Below are 14,378 nucleotides of genomic sequence, written 5' to 3'. Positions count from 1 at the left end.
CGGGTCTGTGGCAGAGCGGTTGAATGCACCGGTCTTGAAAACCGGCGTGGGGAAACCCATCGTGAGTTCGAATCTCACCGGACCCGCCACTTCCGACCGGAGCCGCCTTGCGCTTCCTGCTCTATCTTCTCCTTGTCGGTGCCAGCGTCGGCCTTGCCTGGCGTTATCCCTTCCTGTTCGAAATTCCCTTGCTGGTGGCCATCGGCGGTGCCTGGCTGATCTTCTTCCGGACCCCGGAATGAGCCGGCCGGCTGGCCGGAGAACGCCGTCAGGCCTATAATCGGGACAGTAGTGACCGATTGGTCAGTAATCCGACGGGGTCTGCCATGAGTACGAAACGTTTTGTCCGGCCGCTGGTTTTTGCCCTTCTCGCCGTGTCGACCGCAAGCGTCGGCTTCTATCTCTACCTGCAACGTCCGGCTGGCCTGCCCGCCGGCATCGTCTACGGCAACGGCCGTCTCGAGGCGACCGAGGTCGATGTGGCCAGCAAGATCGCCGGTCGCCTGGACGCCGTGCTCGCCCGCGAGGGCGACCGGGTCGAGGCCGGCGCCGTCGTCGCCCGGCTCGATGCCGCCGAACTGGGCGCCCAGGTGCGGGCGGCCGAGGCCCAGGTCGAGCAGGCGCGGCGGGCGCTCGAGCAGTCGCAGGCCGGGATGCGCAAGTCGCGCGCCGATGTCGCCCTGGCGGGCAAGACGCTGCAGCGTTCGGAGGAACTGGTCGGCCGCGGCTTCATCAGCCGCAACAAGCTCGATACCGACCAGACCGGGATGGCCGGCGCCACCGCCGGCATGGCCGAAGCGCAGGGCCGCGTCGGCGCCGCCGATGCCGGCGTCGCGGCAGCCGTCGCCCGCCTCGAGGCACTGCAGGCGACGCTGGCCGACAGCGAACTGAAGGCGCCGATTTCCGGCCGCGTCCTCTACCGCCTGGCCGAGCCGGGCGAGGTCCTGGCTGCCGGCGGCAAGGCGCTGACGCTGGTCGATCTCGGCGACATGTTCATGACCGTCTACCTGCCGACCGGCGAAGCCGGCCGCATCGCCCTTGGCGGCGAGGCGCGGATCGTCCTCGACGCGCTGCCGCAGACGCCGATCCCGGCGCGGGTCAGCTTCGTCGCGGCGAAGGCGCAGTTCACGCCGCGCGAGGTCGAAACCCGCGGCGAGCGCGACAAGCTGATGTTCCGCGTCAAGGTCCGCGCCGATCCGGCCTGGCTGGCCGCCCACGCCGACCTGGCCAAGGCCGGCATGCCCGGCGTCGCCTACCTGCGCCTCGACGCCGACGTCGCCTGGCCGCCGGCGCTGCGGATCGACGGGCAGTAAGCGAGCATGGACCGCCCGCCGGTCGCCAGCCTGAGCGCGGTCAGCCATCGCTATGGCGATGCGCTGGCGCTCGACGCCATCGATCTCGTCCTGCCGGCCGGCTGCATGGTCGGCCTGATCGGGCCCGACGGGGTCGGCAAGTCGTCGTTGCTGGCGCTCGTCTCGGGGGCGCGCAAGATCCAGTCGGGGCGGGTCGAGGTGCTCGGCGGCGACATCGGCGACCGCCGCTACCGCGCCGTGGTGCAGCCGCGCATCGCCTACATGCCGCAAGGCCTGGGCAAGAACCTGTATCCGACGCTGTCGGTCTTCGAGAACGTCGATTTCTTCGGTCGCCTGTTCGGCCAGGACAGGCGCGAGCGCGCCGGGCGCATCGCCGACCTGCTCGCGGCGACCGGTCTGACGCCTTTCCGCGACCGCCCGGCGGCGAAACTGTCGGGCGGCATGAAGCAGAAGCTCGGCCTGTGCTGCGCGCTGATCCACGATCCCGACCTGCTCATCCTCGACGAGCCGACGACCGGCGTCGATCCGCTGTCGCGGCGCCAGTTCTGGGAACTGATCGAGCGCATCCGCGAGCGCCGGCCAGGCATGAGCGTGCTCGTCGCCACCGCCTACATGGAGGAGGCCGAGCGCTTCGACTGGCTGGTGGCGATGGACGCCGGGCGCATCCTCGGCACCGGCACGCCGGCCGAGTTGCGCGCGCGGACCGCCACGGCGACGCTCGATGCGGCTTTCGTCCAGCTCCTGCCGGCGGCCCGTCGCGGTGCCGGCGGCGGCCTGACGATCCCGCCGCGCGCCGCGACCGGCGAGGCCGACTGGGCGATCGAGGCCGAGCAGCTGTCGCAGCGATTCGGCGATTTCACCGCGGTCGACCGGGTCAGCTTCCGCATCGGCCGCGGCGAGATCTTCGGCTTCCTCGGCTCGAACGGCTGCGGCAAGACGACCACGATGAAGATGCTGACCGGCCTGCTGCCGCCGAGCGAGGGCCAGGCCCGGCTGTTCGGCCGGCCGGTCGATGGGCGCGACCTGGCGACGCGCCGGCAGGTCGGCTACATGTCGCAGTCGTTCTCGCTCTACGGCGAGCTGACGGTGGCCGAGAACCTCGACCTGCACGCCCGCCTCTTCCACCTGCCGGCGGCCGCCCGCGGGCCGCGCATCGCGACGCTGATGCAGCGCTTCAAGCTCGCCGACTACGCCGCCAAGCGCGCCGCCGACCTGCCGCTGGGCATCCGCCAGCGGCTGTCGCTGGCCGTCGCCGTGGTTCATGAACCGAAGCTCCTGATCCTCGACGAGCCGACCTCGGGCGTCGACCCGGTCGCCCGCGACGAGTTCTGGGCGCTGCTGGTCGAGCTGTCGCGCGAGCAGGGCGTGACCATCTTCATCTCGACCCATTTCATGAACGAGGCCGAGCGCTGCGACCGCATCTCGCTGATGCACGCCGGCCGCGTGCTCGCCAGCGACACGCCGGCGGCGCTGGTGGCGCAGCGCGGCGCGGCGACGCTGGAGGAGGCGTTCATCGGCTACCTCGAGGCCGCCGGCGGCGGCACGACGCTGACGGTCGACGGTGAAAAAACGGCAAAAACCGCGGTCGACCGTGAACCGCCCGAACCCCCCCCGGCGCTGACGGTCGACCGTCAGCCGGGCGGCATTTTCAGCTTGCGCCGCCTGCTCGGCTACGCCGGCCGCGAGGCGCTCGAACTGCGCCGCGACCCGGTGCGCCTGGCTTTCGCGCTGCTCGGCTCGGCCCTGCTGATGTTCGTCCTCGGCTTCGGCATCTCGCTCGACGTCGAGGGCCTGCGTTTTGCCGCGATCGATCGCGACCAGTCGCCGGAAAGCCGCGCCTACGTCGAGAACATCGCCGGTTCGCGCTATTTCTTCACCCGCCCGGCGATCGTCGACGATGGCGAGCTCGAGCGCCGGATGAAGAACGGCGAACTGGCGCTGGCCGTCGACATCCCCGAAGGCTACGGCCGCGACCTGCGCCGCGGCCGGGCGCCCGAGATCGGCCTGTGGATCGACGGCGCCATGCCTTACCGCGGCGAGACGGTGCGCGGCTACGCCGAGGGCATGCACCAGCTCTACCTGCAGCAGCTGGCGCGCGAGAACGTCGGCGGCACGGCGCCGGCGGCGGCCAACCTGGTCACCCGCTACCGCTACAACCAGGACGTCAAGAGCATCTACGCGATGGTGCCGGCGGTGATCCCGATCCTGCTGATCTTCATCCCGGCCATCCTGATGGCGCTGGGCGTCGTCCGCGAGAAGGAGCTCGGCTCGATCACCAACCTCTACGTGACGCCGGTGACCCGGCTCGAGTTCCTGCTCGGCAAGCAGTTGCCGTATGTCGTCGTCTCGCTGATCAGCTTCGTGCTGCTGGTGATCCAGTCGCAGCTGGTGTTCCAGGTGCCGATCAAGGGCAGCCTGGCGGCGCTGACGCTCGGGGCGACGCTCTACGTCGTCGCCACCACCGGCCTCGGCCTGCTCATCTCGACCTTCACCCGGACGCAGATCGCGGCGCTGTTCGGCACGGCGATCCTGACCATGCTGCCGACGGTCAGCTTTTCCGGGCTGACCACGCCGGTCGGTGCGCTCGAGGGCGCCAGCTACTGGATCGGCCAGCTGTTCCCGGCGAGCTACTTCCTGGTCATCAGCCGCGGCACCTACACCAAGGCCCTCGGCATCGCCGACCTGCTGCCGCAGTTCCTGGCGCTGGCCGCCTTCATCCCGGTGCTGACGCTGCTCGCCGTGGCGCTGCTGAAGAAGCAGGAGAACTAGCATGCGCCTGCCCAGCCTGGCCAGCATCTTCCGCCTCGGACTCAAGGAACTGAAAAGCCTGTGGGCCGACAAGACCTTGCTGCTGCTCATCTGCTGGGCCTTTTCCGGGGCCATCTACGAGGCCGCGACCGGCGTCTCGCAGGAGCTGAACAATGCGCCGGTGGCGATCGTCGACGAGGATCGCTCGCCGCTCTCGCAGCGCATCGCCGACGCCTTCTACCCGCCGTACTTCCGCCAGCCGGCGATGATCCGGCTGGCCGAGGTCGATGCCGGCATGGATTCCGGCCGCTACAACTTCGTCCTGGTGATCCCGGCCAACTTCCAGCGCGACGTGCTCGCTGGCAAGTCGCCCGACCTGCAGCTCAACATCGATGCGACGATCATGAGCCAGGCCTTCATCGGCGCCAACTACATTCGCAGCATCGCCCTCGGCGAGATCGCCGAATACCTCACCGGCACCCGCGCCGCCGCTGCCGCGCCGGTGCGCCTGAGCAGCCGCGTGCTGTTCAATCCCAACCTCAAGGGCTTCTGGTTCGGCGGCGTCATGGAGGCGATCAACAACGTCACCATGCTGACCATCATCCTGGTCGGCGCCGCCTTCATCCGCGAACGCGAGCACGGCACCGTCGAGCACCTGCTGGTGATGCCGCTGACGCCGTTCGAGATCATGCTCGCCAAGATCTGGGCCAACGGCCTGGCGGTGCTGATCGGCGTCAGCTTCGCGCTGGCGGTGATGGTCGAGCGCGTGCTGGCGGTGCCGATCGCCGGCTCGCTGCCGCTGTTCCTCGGTGCCGCCGCCTGCTACCTGTTCGCGGCGGCGTCGATCGGCATCTTCCTCGGCACGCTGGCGCGCTCGATGCCGCAGTTCGGGTTGCTGGTGATCCTCTGCATCATCCCGCTGATGCTGCTCTCCGGCGGCGTTTCGCCGCGCGAGAGCATGCCGCAGTTCATCCAGGACCTGATGCTGGCGGCGCCGACCACCTATTTCGTCCGCCTCGCCCAGGCGATCCTCTATCGCGGTGCCGGCCTCGACGTGGTCTGGCCCGACCTGGCGGCAATGAGCGCGGTCGGTGCGGTGTTCTTCGTGATCGCGCTGCTGCGCTTCCGCAAGGCGGTGACCCAGACCCAGGTCTAGGCGCCGCTCAGGCCATGCTCGACAAGGCCGCCAGCAGGTCGCTGTTGTCGCCGCCGGCGGCAGCGGCCGCGCCTGCGTCGAGCAGGCCGTTCTGGGTTTCGATGTGGGCGATGTAGCCGTGCTCGCGCAGCGTCTGCGCCCAGTCCTCGGCGATTTTCCGGGACGTGTGCCAGGGGCCCCGTTCGACGACGGGGCGGGCGGTGCCGTTGCGATATTTGGTGACGACGCGGTACACGGTTGCGGCCTGGGATGGGTACCTGATTATGCGGCGCCGGCGCCGCTGCTAGCAAGCCTCAGCTGGCGTTCTTGGCCTTTTGCCAGAGCACGTCGCCGCGGCCGCCGGCGCGGTTGAGGCTGCGCCCGAAGACGAAGAGCAGGTCGGACAAGCGGTTGATGTAGCGGCGGGCGGCATCGGATAGCGCTTCAGCGTGGTGCAGGGCGACCATTGCCCGCTCGGCGCGACGGCAGATGGTGCGGCTGAGGTGGGCGAGCGCCGCCGGCCGCGTGCCGCCGGGTAGGATGAACTCCTTGAGCATCGGCAGCTCGCGGTTGAAGGTTTCGGCCAGTTGCTCGAGGCGCTCGACCTGGGCGTCCTTCATCAGCGCCATGCCGGGCAGGCAGAGTTCGCCGCCAAGGTCGAACAGGTCGTGCTGGATGTCGAGCAGCGCAGTGCGCACGGCGTCCGGGAGTTCCTCGCAGAGCAGCAGGCCGAGGCTGGAGTTCAGCTCGTCGACCTCGCCGATGGCGGCGATGCGCAGGCTGTCCTTGGTCGTCCGGCTGCCGTCGCCGAGACCGGTGGTGCCGCCGTCGCCGGTGCGGGTGACGATCTTCGACAGGCGATTGCCTTTGCGTTCATCGCCTTTGCGTTCGTTTTGTTCTTGGTTATCCACGATTGCCTTCTCCTTGGTGAACGGCGAATTATACTTTCCAGCCCCGCACAGACTGTCGCCGTCATGCCAAAGTTCGCCGCCAACCTCAGTTTCCTGTTCGCCGAGCAGCCCTTTCCCGAGCGATTCGCGCGCGCCGCCGCGGCCGGTTTTGCCGGCGTCGAGTACCTTTTTCCGTATGCCTGGCCGGCCGCCGAGATCGCCGGCTGGCTGCGCGACGCCGGGCTGCAGCAGGTGCTCTTCAACCTGCCGCCGGGCGACTGGGCGGCCGGCGAGCGTGGCATCGCCTGCCTGCCGGGACGCGAAAAGGAATTCGCCGCCGGCGTCGAGCAGGCGCTGGCCTACGCCGAGGCGCTCGGCTGCCGGCGCGTGCACTGCCTGGCCGGCCTGCGCCCGGCCGGCGTCGACGAGGCCCGGCTGACCGCCACCTACATCGCCAACCTGCGCCATGCCGCCGACCGCTTCGCCGCGCTCGGCGCGAGCGTGCTGATCGAACCGATCAACAGCCGCATCGACATGCCCGGCTACTGGCTCGACGACGTCGGCCGTGCTTTTTCGCTGTGTGCGGCGGTCGACCGTGACAATGTCCGCGTCCAGCTCGACCTCTACCACGCGCAGATCATCCAGGGCGACCTGGCGCGCACCATCGAGGCCAACCTCGAGCGCATCGGCCACATTCAGATCGCCGACAACCCCGGGCGCCACGAACCGGGCAGCGGCGAGATCAACTACCCCTTCCTGTTCGCGCTGCTCGACCGGCTCGGCTATGCCGGCTGGGTCGGCTGCGAATACCAACCGATGACGACGACCGAAGCGGGGCTGGCATGGCTGACGAAGTGAACGCTCACCTCGACGATCCGCGCCAACTGCTGCGGCGCCTTTTCGCTGCCGGCCTGGCGGCGGCCGACCCGGCCCGCTGCGTGCCGCCGGCGCTGGCCGCGATCGAGCCGCCGGAGCCGGGCGGGCGGCTGATCGTCGTCGGCGCCGGCAAGGCTTCGGCGGCAATGGCCAGGGCGGTCGAGGCGCACTGGCCGGGGCCGCTGAGCGGGCTGGTCGTGACCCGCTACGGGCACGGCGTGCCCTGTTCGCGCATCGAGATCGTCGAGGCCGCGCATCCGGTCCCCGATGCCGCCGGCGAAGCGGCGGCGGCGCGCATTTTGGCGCTGGTTGGCGGGTTGACCGTCAACGATCGCGTGCTCGCGCTGATTTCCGGTGGCGGCTCGGCCCTGCTGGCGGCGCCGGCCGCGGGCGTGACGCTGCTACAGAAGCGGGCGCTCACATCGGTGCTGTTGCGCTCGGGGGCGAGCATTGGCGAGATCAACGGCGTGCGCAAGCAGCTTTCGGCGATCAAGGGCGGGCGCCTGGCGCTGGCGGCCTGGCCGGCACCGGTGCTGACGCTGGCGATCTCCGACGTGCCCGGCGACGACCCGGCGGCGATCGCTTCCGGCCCGACCGTCGGCGACCCCGGCGACGCCGCGGCGGCGCTGGCCATCCTCGAGCGTTACGGGATTCCCCTCGATCCGGCCTTGCGCGCCCGGCTCGCCGCCGGCGAACTGGCCACGCCGAAGCCGGACGATCCGCGCCTGGCGCGTTCGCGTTTCGTCCTGCTCGCCTCGCCCCGGCAGATGCTCGAAGCCGCGGCGGCCGAGGCGCTGCGCTGCGGCGTCACGCCGCTGATCCTTGGCGATGCGATCGAGGGCGAGGCGCGCGAGGTGGCCAGGGTCCATGCCGGCATCGCGCTCGCTTGCAGCCGCCACGGCTTTCCGGCCGGCAAGCCCTGCGTCCTGCTGTCCGGCGGCGAGACGACGGTGACGTTGCGCGGCGAGGGCGGGCGCGGCGGGCGCAACAGCGAGTTCCTGCTCGGCCTGGCCCTGGCGCTCGACGGCGCGCCCGGCATCGCCGCGCTCGCCGCCGACAGCGACGGCATCGACGGCAGCGACGACAATGCCGGCGCCTTCGTCGATCCGCAGACGCCGGCCCGGGCAAGGGCGCTCGGCCTGGACGGCCGGGCGGCGCTGGCGGCCAACGATGCCTGGGGCTATTTCGCGGCGCTCGGCGACCTGCTGGTGACCGGTCCGACGCTGACCAACGTCAACGACTTCCGCGCGATCCTCGTCCGCTGAGTCTCAGACCACGCAGTTGCGGCCGCTGCGCTTGGCCGCGTAGAGCTTGCCGTCGCAGGCGGCGACGACCTCGTGCACCAGCCGGGTGTCGACCACCTCGTAGCTGGCCGGCGCCACCTCGACGACGCCGAAGCTGGCGGCGAGCGGGATCGGTGGCGTGTTCGGCAAGGGGCTGGCGGCGATCCGCTGGCGCAGCTTGTCGGCCAGCAGGCGCGCCTGCGCCTGCGGTGTGGACGGGCAGACGAGCAGGAATTCCTCGCCGCCGTAGCGGAAGATCAGGTCGGACTGGCGCAGCGTGTCGCGGACGATGCCGGCGACGTGCTCGAGCGCCCGGTCGCCGGTCGGATGCCCCCAGCGGTCGTTGATCTCCTTGAAATGGTCGAGGTCGAACATGATCACCGAGAACGGCGATTCGGTCGCCTTGGCGATCTCCATCTGGTTGGCCAGCACCCGGTCGAGGAAGCGCCGGCTGAGGAAGCCGGTCAGCGTGTCCTTGCTGTAGACGCTCATGATGACGATGCTGTTGAGCAGCGAAATCTCGTTGCCGAGTTCGAGCGAGAAGGTTTCCGCCTTCTTCAGCAGCGCGTAGAGCGGGCCGCTGGCGCGCCGGTGCGGCAACAGTTCGCCGACTTCGGCGACGACGTGGTGCATCGCCTCGTGCAACTGGTGGATCTGCTCGATGTGGCTGCGGTCGCGGATCAGGCGCAGGCCTTCGGCGTGCAGCCACTGGCCGAACTGGCAGCGGGTCGGGTCGAGTTCCGGCATTTGCGCCGGCAGGCGGGCGCGGGTGGCATCGATCAGCGCCGCCATCCATTCGAGATGGCTCTCGAAGTAGCTGAGCAGGTTCTTGTCGCTGAGCACCCGGATGTGGCTCAGGCGCAGGTGGTTGCGCGTGCCCAGCCGGTTCAGGAAGACCTCGAGGTAGATTGCCGCGAAGCCTTCTTCCATTTCCTCGAACAAGGCCATCACCCGCTGCGCGTCGTCGATTGCGCCAGCAGCCAGGGTCTGCTTGAGGACCAGGTTGCGCAGCGTGCCGAACTGGTGGGCGAAGAGCATGAACGGCGTGTCGCTGCCGGCGAGCTGGCGGAGCATCGCCTGACAGCGGGTCTCGTCGCCGCTGACCAGGGTTTCCAGCAGGCAGTCCTTGATCCTCGGCCAGGCGACGCTGGTGCTTTCGATGGCCAGCACCTCGTCGGGCGGGTCGTCGCGCAGGCGGGCGTCGAGATCGTGCAGCAGGCGTTCGAGCAGTTGCCGGTTGTGCGTCGTGCGCCAGCCGGCTTCGTTGATCTGTCCCATTGATTTTTCTGGGTTTTTTGATCGAGGCACGATTATAGGCCGGGGCCTGCCGGGACTCGGTAAATTTCTGTGTGCACCGCTCGGGCTTGCCCCGGATAGGCGGCCCGGCGGCGGCGGTTTACAATCGGCGGATGAGCCAAGTCGACCCCAGCGACGCCATTGTCGCGACCGACCGCAAGACCCTGGTCAGCCGCCTCCGGGCGATCCTGCCCGCCCACTGCCTGCTGGTCGAGGACGAGGACCTGCGTCCCTACGAATGCGACGGGCTGACCGCCTACCGGGAAATGCCGCTGGCCGTCTGCCTGCCGGAAAACGAGGGCCAGGTGGTCGATGTGCTGCGCACCTGCCACCAGCTCGGCGTGCCGGTGGTGGCGCGCGGGGCCGGCACCGGGCTGTCCGGCGGCGCGATGCCGCATGCCGAGGGTGTCGTGCTGTCGCTGGCGCGTTTCAACCGCATCCTCAAGGTCGACCGTGACAGCCGCAGCGCCGTCGTCCAGCCGGGCGTGCGCAACCTCGCCGTGTCGGAAGCGGCGGCGCCCTACGGCCTCTACTATGCGCCCGATCCCTCGTCGCAGATCGCCTGCACCATCGGCGGCAACGTCGCCGAAAACTCGGGCGGCGTGCATTGCCTGAAGTACGGGCTGACCGTGCATAACGTGCTGCGTCTGCGCGTCGTCTCGATCGAGGGCGAAATCTTCGAGATCGGCAGCGCCGCGCCGGATGCGCCCGGCTACGACCTGCTCGCCCTGCTGATCGGTTCCGAGGGCCTGCTCGGCGTGGTTACCGAAGTGACGGTCAAGCTGGTGCCGAAACCCGAACTCGCCCAGGTGGTGATGGCCTCCTTCGACGACGTCGCCCAGGCCGGCGACGCGGTCGCTGCGATCATCGCCGCCGGCATCATCCCGGCCGGGCTGGAAATGATGGACAAGCCGGCGACCGCTGCCGTCGAGCCCTTCGTCAAGGCCGGCTACGACCTCGACGCGGCGGCCATCCTGCTCTGCGAGTCGGACGGCACGCCGGAGGAGGTCGCCGAGGAAATCGCCCGCGTGCGCGCCGTGCTCACCGGCTGCGGTGCCCGCGACATCCGCGTGTCGCAGTCGGAAGCCGAGCGCCTGCGCTTCTGGGCCGGGCGCAAGGCGGCCTTTCCGGCGGTCGGGCGGATCACGCCGGACTACTACTGCATGGACGGCACCATTCCGCGCAAACGCCTGGCCGAAATGCTCGCAGCCATCGCCGGCATGGAGCGGAAATACGGCCTGCGCTGCGCCAACGTCTTCCACGCCGGCGACGGCAACCTGCATCCGCTGATCATGTACGACATGTCGCTGCCCGGCGACTGGGAGAAGGCCGAGGCCTTCGGCGCCGAGATCCTCGAGCTGTCGGTGGCGCTCGGCGGGTCGATCACCGGCGAGCACGGCGTCGGCATCGAGAAGATCAAGCAGATGTGCGTGCAGTACGCGACGCCCGAGCTGGAAACCTTCCACGCGGTCAAGGCAGCCTTCGACGAGAAGCGCCTGCTCAACCCGGAAAAGGCGGTTCCCAGCCTGCACCGCTGCGCCGAATACGGGCGCATGCACGTGCATCGCGGCGAACTCAAGTTCCCCGACCTGGAGCGCTTCTGATGACGCGGGACGAGATCGTCGCGGCGATCCGCGCCGCCCACGCCGGACGCACGCCGCTGCGCCTGCGCGGTGCCGGCAGCAAGGATTTCTACGGTGGCCTGCTGGCCGGCGAGGTGCTTGACCTGAGCGGCCATCGCGGCATCGTCGCCTACGAGCCGACCGAGCTCTACCTGTCCGCGAAATGCGGCACGTCGCTCGCCGAGATCGAGGCGGTGCTGGCCGAGCACGGCCAGATGCTGGCCTTCGAGCCGCCGCATTTTTCGGCGAATGCGACGGTCGACCGTCAGATTCCGGCAAAAACCGGAGCCACGCTCGGCGGCTGCCTGGCCGCCGGGCTGGCCGGGCCGCGCCGGATGCAGGCGGGCGCGGTGCGCGATTTCGTGCTCGGCGTGACGCTGGTCGATGGCCGCGGCCAGGTCCTCGACTTTGGCGGCCGGGTGATGAAGAACGTCGCCGGCTACGACGTCTCGCGGCTGATCGCCGGCAGCCTGGGCACGCTCGGCGTGATCGCCGAGGCGACGCTGAAGGTGCTGCCGAAGCCGGTCGCCGAGACCACGCTGGCCTTCGCCTGCGCTGCCGACGAGGCGGTGCGCCGCCTGAACGACTGGGGCGCGCAGCCGCTGCCGCTGTCGGCGGCGTTCTGGCACGATGGACGTTTGCTGCTGCGCCTGTCCGGCGCGGCGGCAGCGGTCGACGCGGCGCGCCGGCGGCTGGGCGGCGAGTTGACGGTCGACGGCGAAAAAACCTGGATTTCGGTGCGCGAGCAGACGCATCCGGCCTTCGCCGCGACGCCGCTGTGGCGCGTCGCGTTGCCCTCGACGGCGCCGGCCCTGGCGGTCGACGGCCTGTGCGCGATCGAATGGGGCGGCGCGTTGCGCTGGTACGCCGGCGACATCGACGCGGCGGCGATCCGCGCCGCGGCAACGGCGGCCGGTGGCCATGCGACCTTGTACCGGGCGCCGGAATCGCTGCGCTGCCGCGTCGATCCGTTCACCCCGCTGGCGCCGGCGCTGCTCGCCCTGCACCGGCGGCTGAAGAAGGTCTTCGACCCGGCCGGCATCCTCAACCCCGGCCGACTCTACGCGGAGTTCTGATGGATAGCCGGCTCACCGACGAATACCGCGCCACGCGCGCCGGCCAGCTTGCCGCCGAGATCCTCGGCAAGTGCGTGCATTGCGGCTTCTGCACCGCCACCTGCCCGACCTACCAGCTGCTCGGCGACGAGCTCGACGGGCCGCGCGGCCGCATCTACCTGATCAAGCAGGTGCTCGAGGGCCAGCCGGTGACGGCCAGGACCCGCCTGCACCTCGACCGCTGCCTGAGCTGTCGTGCCTGCGAGACGACCTGCCCGTCCGGCGTCGATTACGCGCACCTGCTCGACATCGGCCGCCAGGTCGTCGAGGCCAAGCTGCAGCGGCCGCTCCGTGAGGCCCTGCCGCGCGCCCTGCTCAAGGCGGTGCTGCCGCGACCGGCGCTGTTCGGGCCGGCAGTGGCGCTCGGTCGCGCGCTCAAGCCGCTGCTGCCGTCGGCGCTCGCCGACAAGCTGCCGTCAGTGGCCGAGCGCCGGCCGTGGCCGGAAACCGACCGCCACCCGCGGCGCATGCTGGCGCTGGCCGGCTGCGTTCAGTCCGCCCTGGCGCCGAACATCAACGCGGCGACGGCGCGCGTGCTCGACCGCCTCGGCATCGCCTTGTTCGAGGAAAAGAAGGCCGGCTGCTGCGGCGCCTTGCGCCAGCATCTCGACGATCCGGCGGCGGCCTGCGACGACATCCGGCGCAACATCGACGCCTGGTGGCCGCATGTCGCAGCCGGGATCGAGGCGATTGTCGTCACCGCCTCCGGCTGCGGCGTCCAGGTGCGCGACTACGGCCACCTGCTCGCTGACGATGCCGGCTACGCGGCCAAGGCGCAAACGATCAGCGCGCTGTGCCGCGATCCGTCCGAAGTCGTCGCCGGCGAGGCCGCCCGCCTGGGCGAATTGCTGGTCCCGGCCGAACGCGGCAAGCTGGCTTTCCATTCTCCGTGTACACTGCAGCATGGGCTGAAAATCCGCGGCGTCGTCGAGCCGCTGCTGCAGGCGGCCGGCTACACGCTGACGCCGGTGGCCGACGCCCACCTGTGCTGCGGTTCGGCCGGGACCTACGCGCTGCTGCAGCCGGCGCTGGCGAAAAGGCTGCGCGACAACAAGTTGACGGCACTGAACGGCGGCGGGCCGGCGGCGATCGCCACGGCCAACATTGGCTGCCTGACGCATTTGCAGGGCGGATCGGCGATCCCGGTCCGCCACTGGATAGAATTGATGGATGAGGCATTGACATGACCAAAGCGCCCTCGATCAGGGACCTTACCGCGACGCTGGGCGAGCAGGACGTCGCCCGCGTCAAGCGCGTGCTCGAGGGCGGCGTGCGCATTCCGGCGCAGCCGCGCGTGCTCGAGGAGTTGCGCAAGCTGATCGCCCGCCACGAGCTCGACGTCCGGCTGATTGCCCGGACCGTTAACCAAGATCCGGGACTGACCGCGATGCTGTTCAAGGTGGTCGGCAATGCCGCCTACCGCAAGCACCAGCCGTTCGAGTCGGTCGAGCAGATCCTGCACGCGGTCGGCGTCGAGCAGACCTATCGCCTGGCGCAGGCCATCGCCCTCGCCGGCAACGCCGCGGTGCGCAAGGAGCAGCGCGTGTACGAGGCGTTCTGGGCGCGTTCGCAGGCGGTCGGCGAACTGGCCATGCTGATCGCCGAGGAGCGCATCGCCGTCTGCAACCTGTTCCCCGACCAGGCCTATCTTGCCGGCATCTTCCATGCTTGCGGCGTGCCCCTGCTGCTGCAGCGCTTTCCCAGCTACTGCCGGGAAATGCGCCTGGGCACGCCCGGCCACTGGGCAAACTGGCGCGAGGAGGATCGCAAGTTCAACAGCGACCATGCCGTCGTCGGCTATCTGGTCGCCCGCCACTGGTGTCTGCCCGGCTTCATCTGCGATGCCATCCGTCACCAGCATGCGATGAACGAACTGGGCGACCACGAGTCGCGCAGCATGGTCGCCATCCTGCAGCTGGCGATCGAGGTGCATGCGCGCGACCAGCACATGCCGAATCCCGAATGGGACGATGTCAAGGGCGAGGTGCTGGCCGAGCTCGGCCTTGGCGACGACACCCTGCCGGAGTTCGTCGACGACATTCTGGAGCGCTTCCGCGGCGGCATTCAGGCCGGGGTTTCGTGATAATCTGCGCGGCCAAG

Annotated in this window: 13 protein-coding genes and 1 tRNA gene; 11 read left to right on the top strand and 3 right to left on the bottom strand. The window is 69.8% G+C overall.

Annotation, left to right across the window (positions count from 1 at the left end):
- The first annotated feature begins 1 nt into the window (after window position 1).
- The 5 genes from DFR40_RS15705 (at window position 2) to DFR40_RS15690 (ending at window position 5,217) form a co-directional block, all read left to right on the top strand.
- Window positions 2-89: transfer RNA gene (locus DFR40_RS15705), tRNA-Ser, on the top strand.
- An 18-nt stretch (window positions 90-107) separates the two neighbouring features.
- Entirely contained in the window at window positions 108-242 is a 135-nt protein-coding gene (locus DFR40_RS17510; RefSeq protein WP_281270085.1) for a hypothetical protein, read from the top strand.
- Between the two features lie 84 nt (window positions 243-326).
- Window positions 327-1,313 carry an HlyD family secretion protein gene (locus DFR40_RS15700; RefSeq protein WP_121459445.1) on the top strand — a complete coding sequence of 329 codons (987 nt, stop codon included), beginning with the start codon at window positions 327-329 and terminating at the stop codon, window positions 1,311-1,313.
- Between the two features lie 6 nt (window positions 1,314-1,319).
- On the top strand, window positions 1,320-4,082 hold the full coding sequence (rbbA, locus tag DFR40_RS15695) for a ribosome-associated ATPase/putative transporter RbbA (RefSeq protein ID WP_121459444.1): 2,763 nt from the start codon (window positions 1,320-1,322) through the stop codon (window positions 4,080-4,082).
- 1 nt (window position 4,083) lies between these two features.
- Window positions 4,084-5,217 carry an ABC transporter permease gene (locus DFR40_RS15690; RefSeq protein WP_121459443.1) on the top strand — a complete coding sequence of 378 codons (1,134 nt, stop codon included), beginning with the start codon at window positions 4,084-4,086 and terminating at the stop codon, window positions 5,215-5,217.
- 7 nt (window positions 5,218-5,224) lie between these two features.
- On the opposite strand, the gene DFR40_RS15685 is transcribed toward DFR40_RS15690, so the two are convergent.
- Together DFR40_RS15685 and DFR40_RS15680 are read right to left on the bottom strand one after the other, a co-directional pair.
- Window positions 5,225-5,452, bottom strand: coding sequence for a hypothetical protein (locus DFR40_RS15685; RefSeq protein WP_121459442.1), 228 nt, complete (start codon window positions 5,450-5,452; stop codon window positions 5,225-5,227).
- Between the two features lie 58 nt (window positions 5,453-5,510).
- Complete coding sequence (locus DFR40_RS15680) at window positions 5,511-6,107, bottom strand: cob(I)yrinic acid a,c-diamide adenosyltransferase (protein WP_121459441.1); 597 nt, start codon at window positions 6,105-6,107, stop codon at window positions 5,511-5,513.
- Window positions 6,108-6,170: 63 nt separating this feature from the next.
- On the opposite strand from DFR40_RS15680, the gene otnI reads away from it, so the two are divergent.
- Both otnI and DFR40_RS15670 read left to right on the top strand, forming a co-directional pair.
- Window positions 6,171-6,944 (top strand): 2-oxo-tetronate isomerase, encoded by a 774-nt coding sequence (otnI, locus tag DFR40_RS15675; protein WP_121459440.1) that lies wholly within the window; start codon window positions 6,171-6,173, stop codon window positions 6,942-6,944.
- The gene (locus DFR40_RS15670; protein ID WP_121459439.1) at window positions 6,929-8,227 is read left to right on the top strand and encodes a glycerate kinase type-2 family protein; all 1,299 of its coding nucleotides are present in this window, start codon (window positions 6,929-6,931) and stop codon (window positions 8,225-8,227) included. Before otnI ends, DFR40_RS15670 begins: the two co-directional genes overlap by 16 nt.
- Before the next feature lie 3 nt (window positions 8,228-8,230).
- Here DFR40_RS15670 and DFR40_RS15665 read toward each other — a convergent pair whose 3' ends face one another.
- Complete coding sequence (locus DFR40_RS15665) at window positions 8,231-9,523, bottom strand: GGDEF domain-containing protein (protein ID WP_121459438.1); 1,293 nt, start codon at window positions 9,521-9,523, stop codon at window positions 8,231-8,233.
- 131 nt (window positions 9,524-9,654) lie between these two features.
- On the opposite strand from DFR40_RS15665, the gene DFR40_RS15660 reads away from it, so the two are divergent.
- Genes DFR40_RS15660 through DFR40_RS15645 form a run of 4 tightly spaced genes read left to right on the top strand, consistent with a single transcriptional unit; the run spans window position 9,655 to window position 14,361 of the window.
- Window positions 9,655-11,145 (top strand): FAD-linked oxidase C-terminal domain-containing protein, encoded by a 1,491-nt coding sequence (locus DFR40_RS15660; RefSeq protein WP_121459437.1) that lies wholly within the window; start codon window positions 9,655-9,657, stop codon window positions 11,143-11,145.
- Window positions 11,145-12,239, top strand: a complete 1,095-nt coding sequence (gene glcE / locus DFR40_RS15655; RefSeq protein ID WP_121459436.1) for a glycolate oxidase subunit GlcE — start codon at window positions 11,145-11,147, stop codon at window positions 12,237-12,239. The genes DFR40_RS15660 and glcE overlap by 1 nt, the downstream gene beginning before the upstream one ends.
- Window positions 12,239-13,465 (top strand): glycolate oxidase subunit GlcF, encoded by a 1,227-nt coding sequence (gene glcF, locus DFR40_RS15650; RefSeq protein ID WP_121459435.1) that lies wholly within the window; start codon window positions 12,239-12,241, stop codon window positions 13,463-13,465. Before glcE ends, glcF begins: the two co-directional genes overlap by 1 nt.
- Entirely contained in the window at window positions 13,462-14,361 is a 900-nt protein-coding gene (locus DFR40_RS15645) for an HDOD domain-containing protein (RefSeq protein WP_121459434.1), read from the top strand. Before glcF ends, DFR40_RS15645 begins: the two co-directional genes overlap by 4 nt.
- The last annotated feature ends 17 nt before the right edge of the window (window positions 14,362-14,378 follow it).

Source organism: Azonexus fungiphilus, assembly GCF_003634965.1.
Lineage (GTDB): Bacteria > Pseudomonadota > Gammaproteobacteria > Burkholderiales > Rhodocyclaceae > Azonexus > Azonexus fungiphilus.
Note: the sequence above shows the minus strand (reverse complement) of the source record. Positions and strands in the feature narration are given on the sequence as shown.

What these genes read in the sequence shown, in the direction of transcription:
- glcE (WP_121459436.1), top strand. Translation starts at nt 11,145, where the DNA reads ATGACGCGGGACGAGATCGTCGCGGCGATCCGCGCCGCCCACGCCGGA.
- glcF (WP_121459435.1), top strand. Translation starts at nt 12,239, where the DNA reads ATGGATAGCCGGCTCACCGACGAATACCGCGCCACGCGCGCCGGCCAG.
- DFR40_RS15660 (WP_121459437.1), top strand. Translation starts at nt 9,655, where the DNA reads ATGAGCCAAGTCGACCCCAGCGACGCCATTGTCGCGACCGACCGCAAG.
- DFR40_RS15645 (WP_121459434.1), top strand. Translation starts at nt 13,462, where the DNA reads ATGACCAAAGCGCCCTCGATCAGGGACCTTACCGCGACGCTGGGCGAG.
- rbbA (WP_121459444.1), top strand. Translation starts at nt 1,320, where the DNA reads ATGGACCGCCCGCCGGTCGCCAGCCTGAGCGCGGTCAGCCATCGCTAT.
- DFR40_RS15690 (WP_121459443.1), top strand. Translation starts at nt 4,084, where the DNA reads ATGCGCCTGCCCAGCCTGGCCAGCATCTTCCGCCTCGGACTCAAGGAA.
- DFR40_RS15665 (WP_121459438.1), bottom strand. Translation starts at nt 9,523, where the DNA reads ATGGGACAGATCAACGAAGCCGGCTGGCGCACGACGCACAACCGGCAA.
- DFR40_RS15670 (WP_121459439.1), top strand. Translation starts at nt 6,929, where the DNA reads ATGGCTGACGAAGTGAACGCTCACCTCGACGATCCGCGCCAACTGCTG.
- otnI (WP_121459440.1), top strand. Translation starts at nt 6,171, where the DNA reads ATGCCAAAGTTCGCCGCCAACCTCAGTTTCCTGTTCGCCGAGCAGCCC.
- DFR40_RS15700 (WP_121459445.1), top strand. Translation starts at nt 327, where the DNA reads ATGAGTACGAAACGTTTTGTCCGGCCGCTGGTTTTTGCCCTTCTCGCC.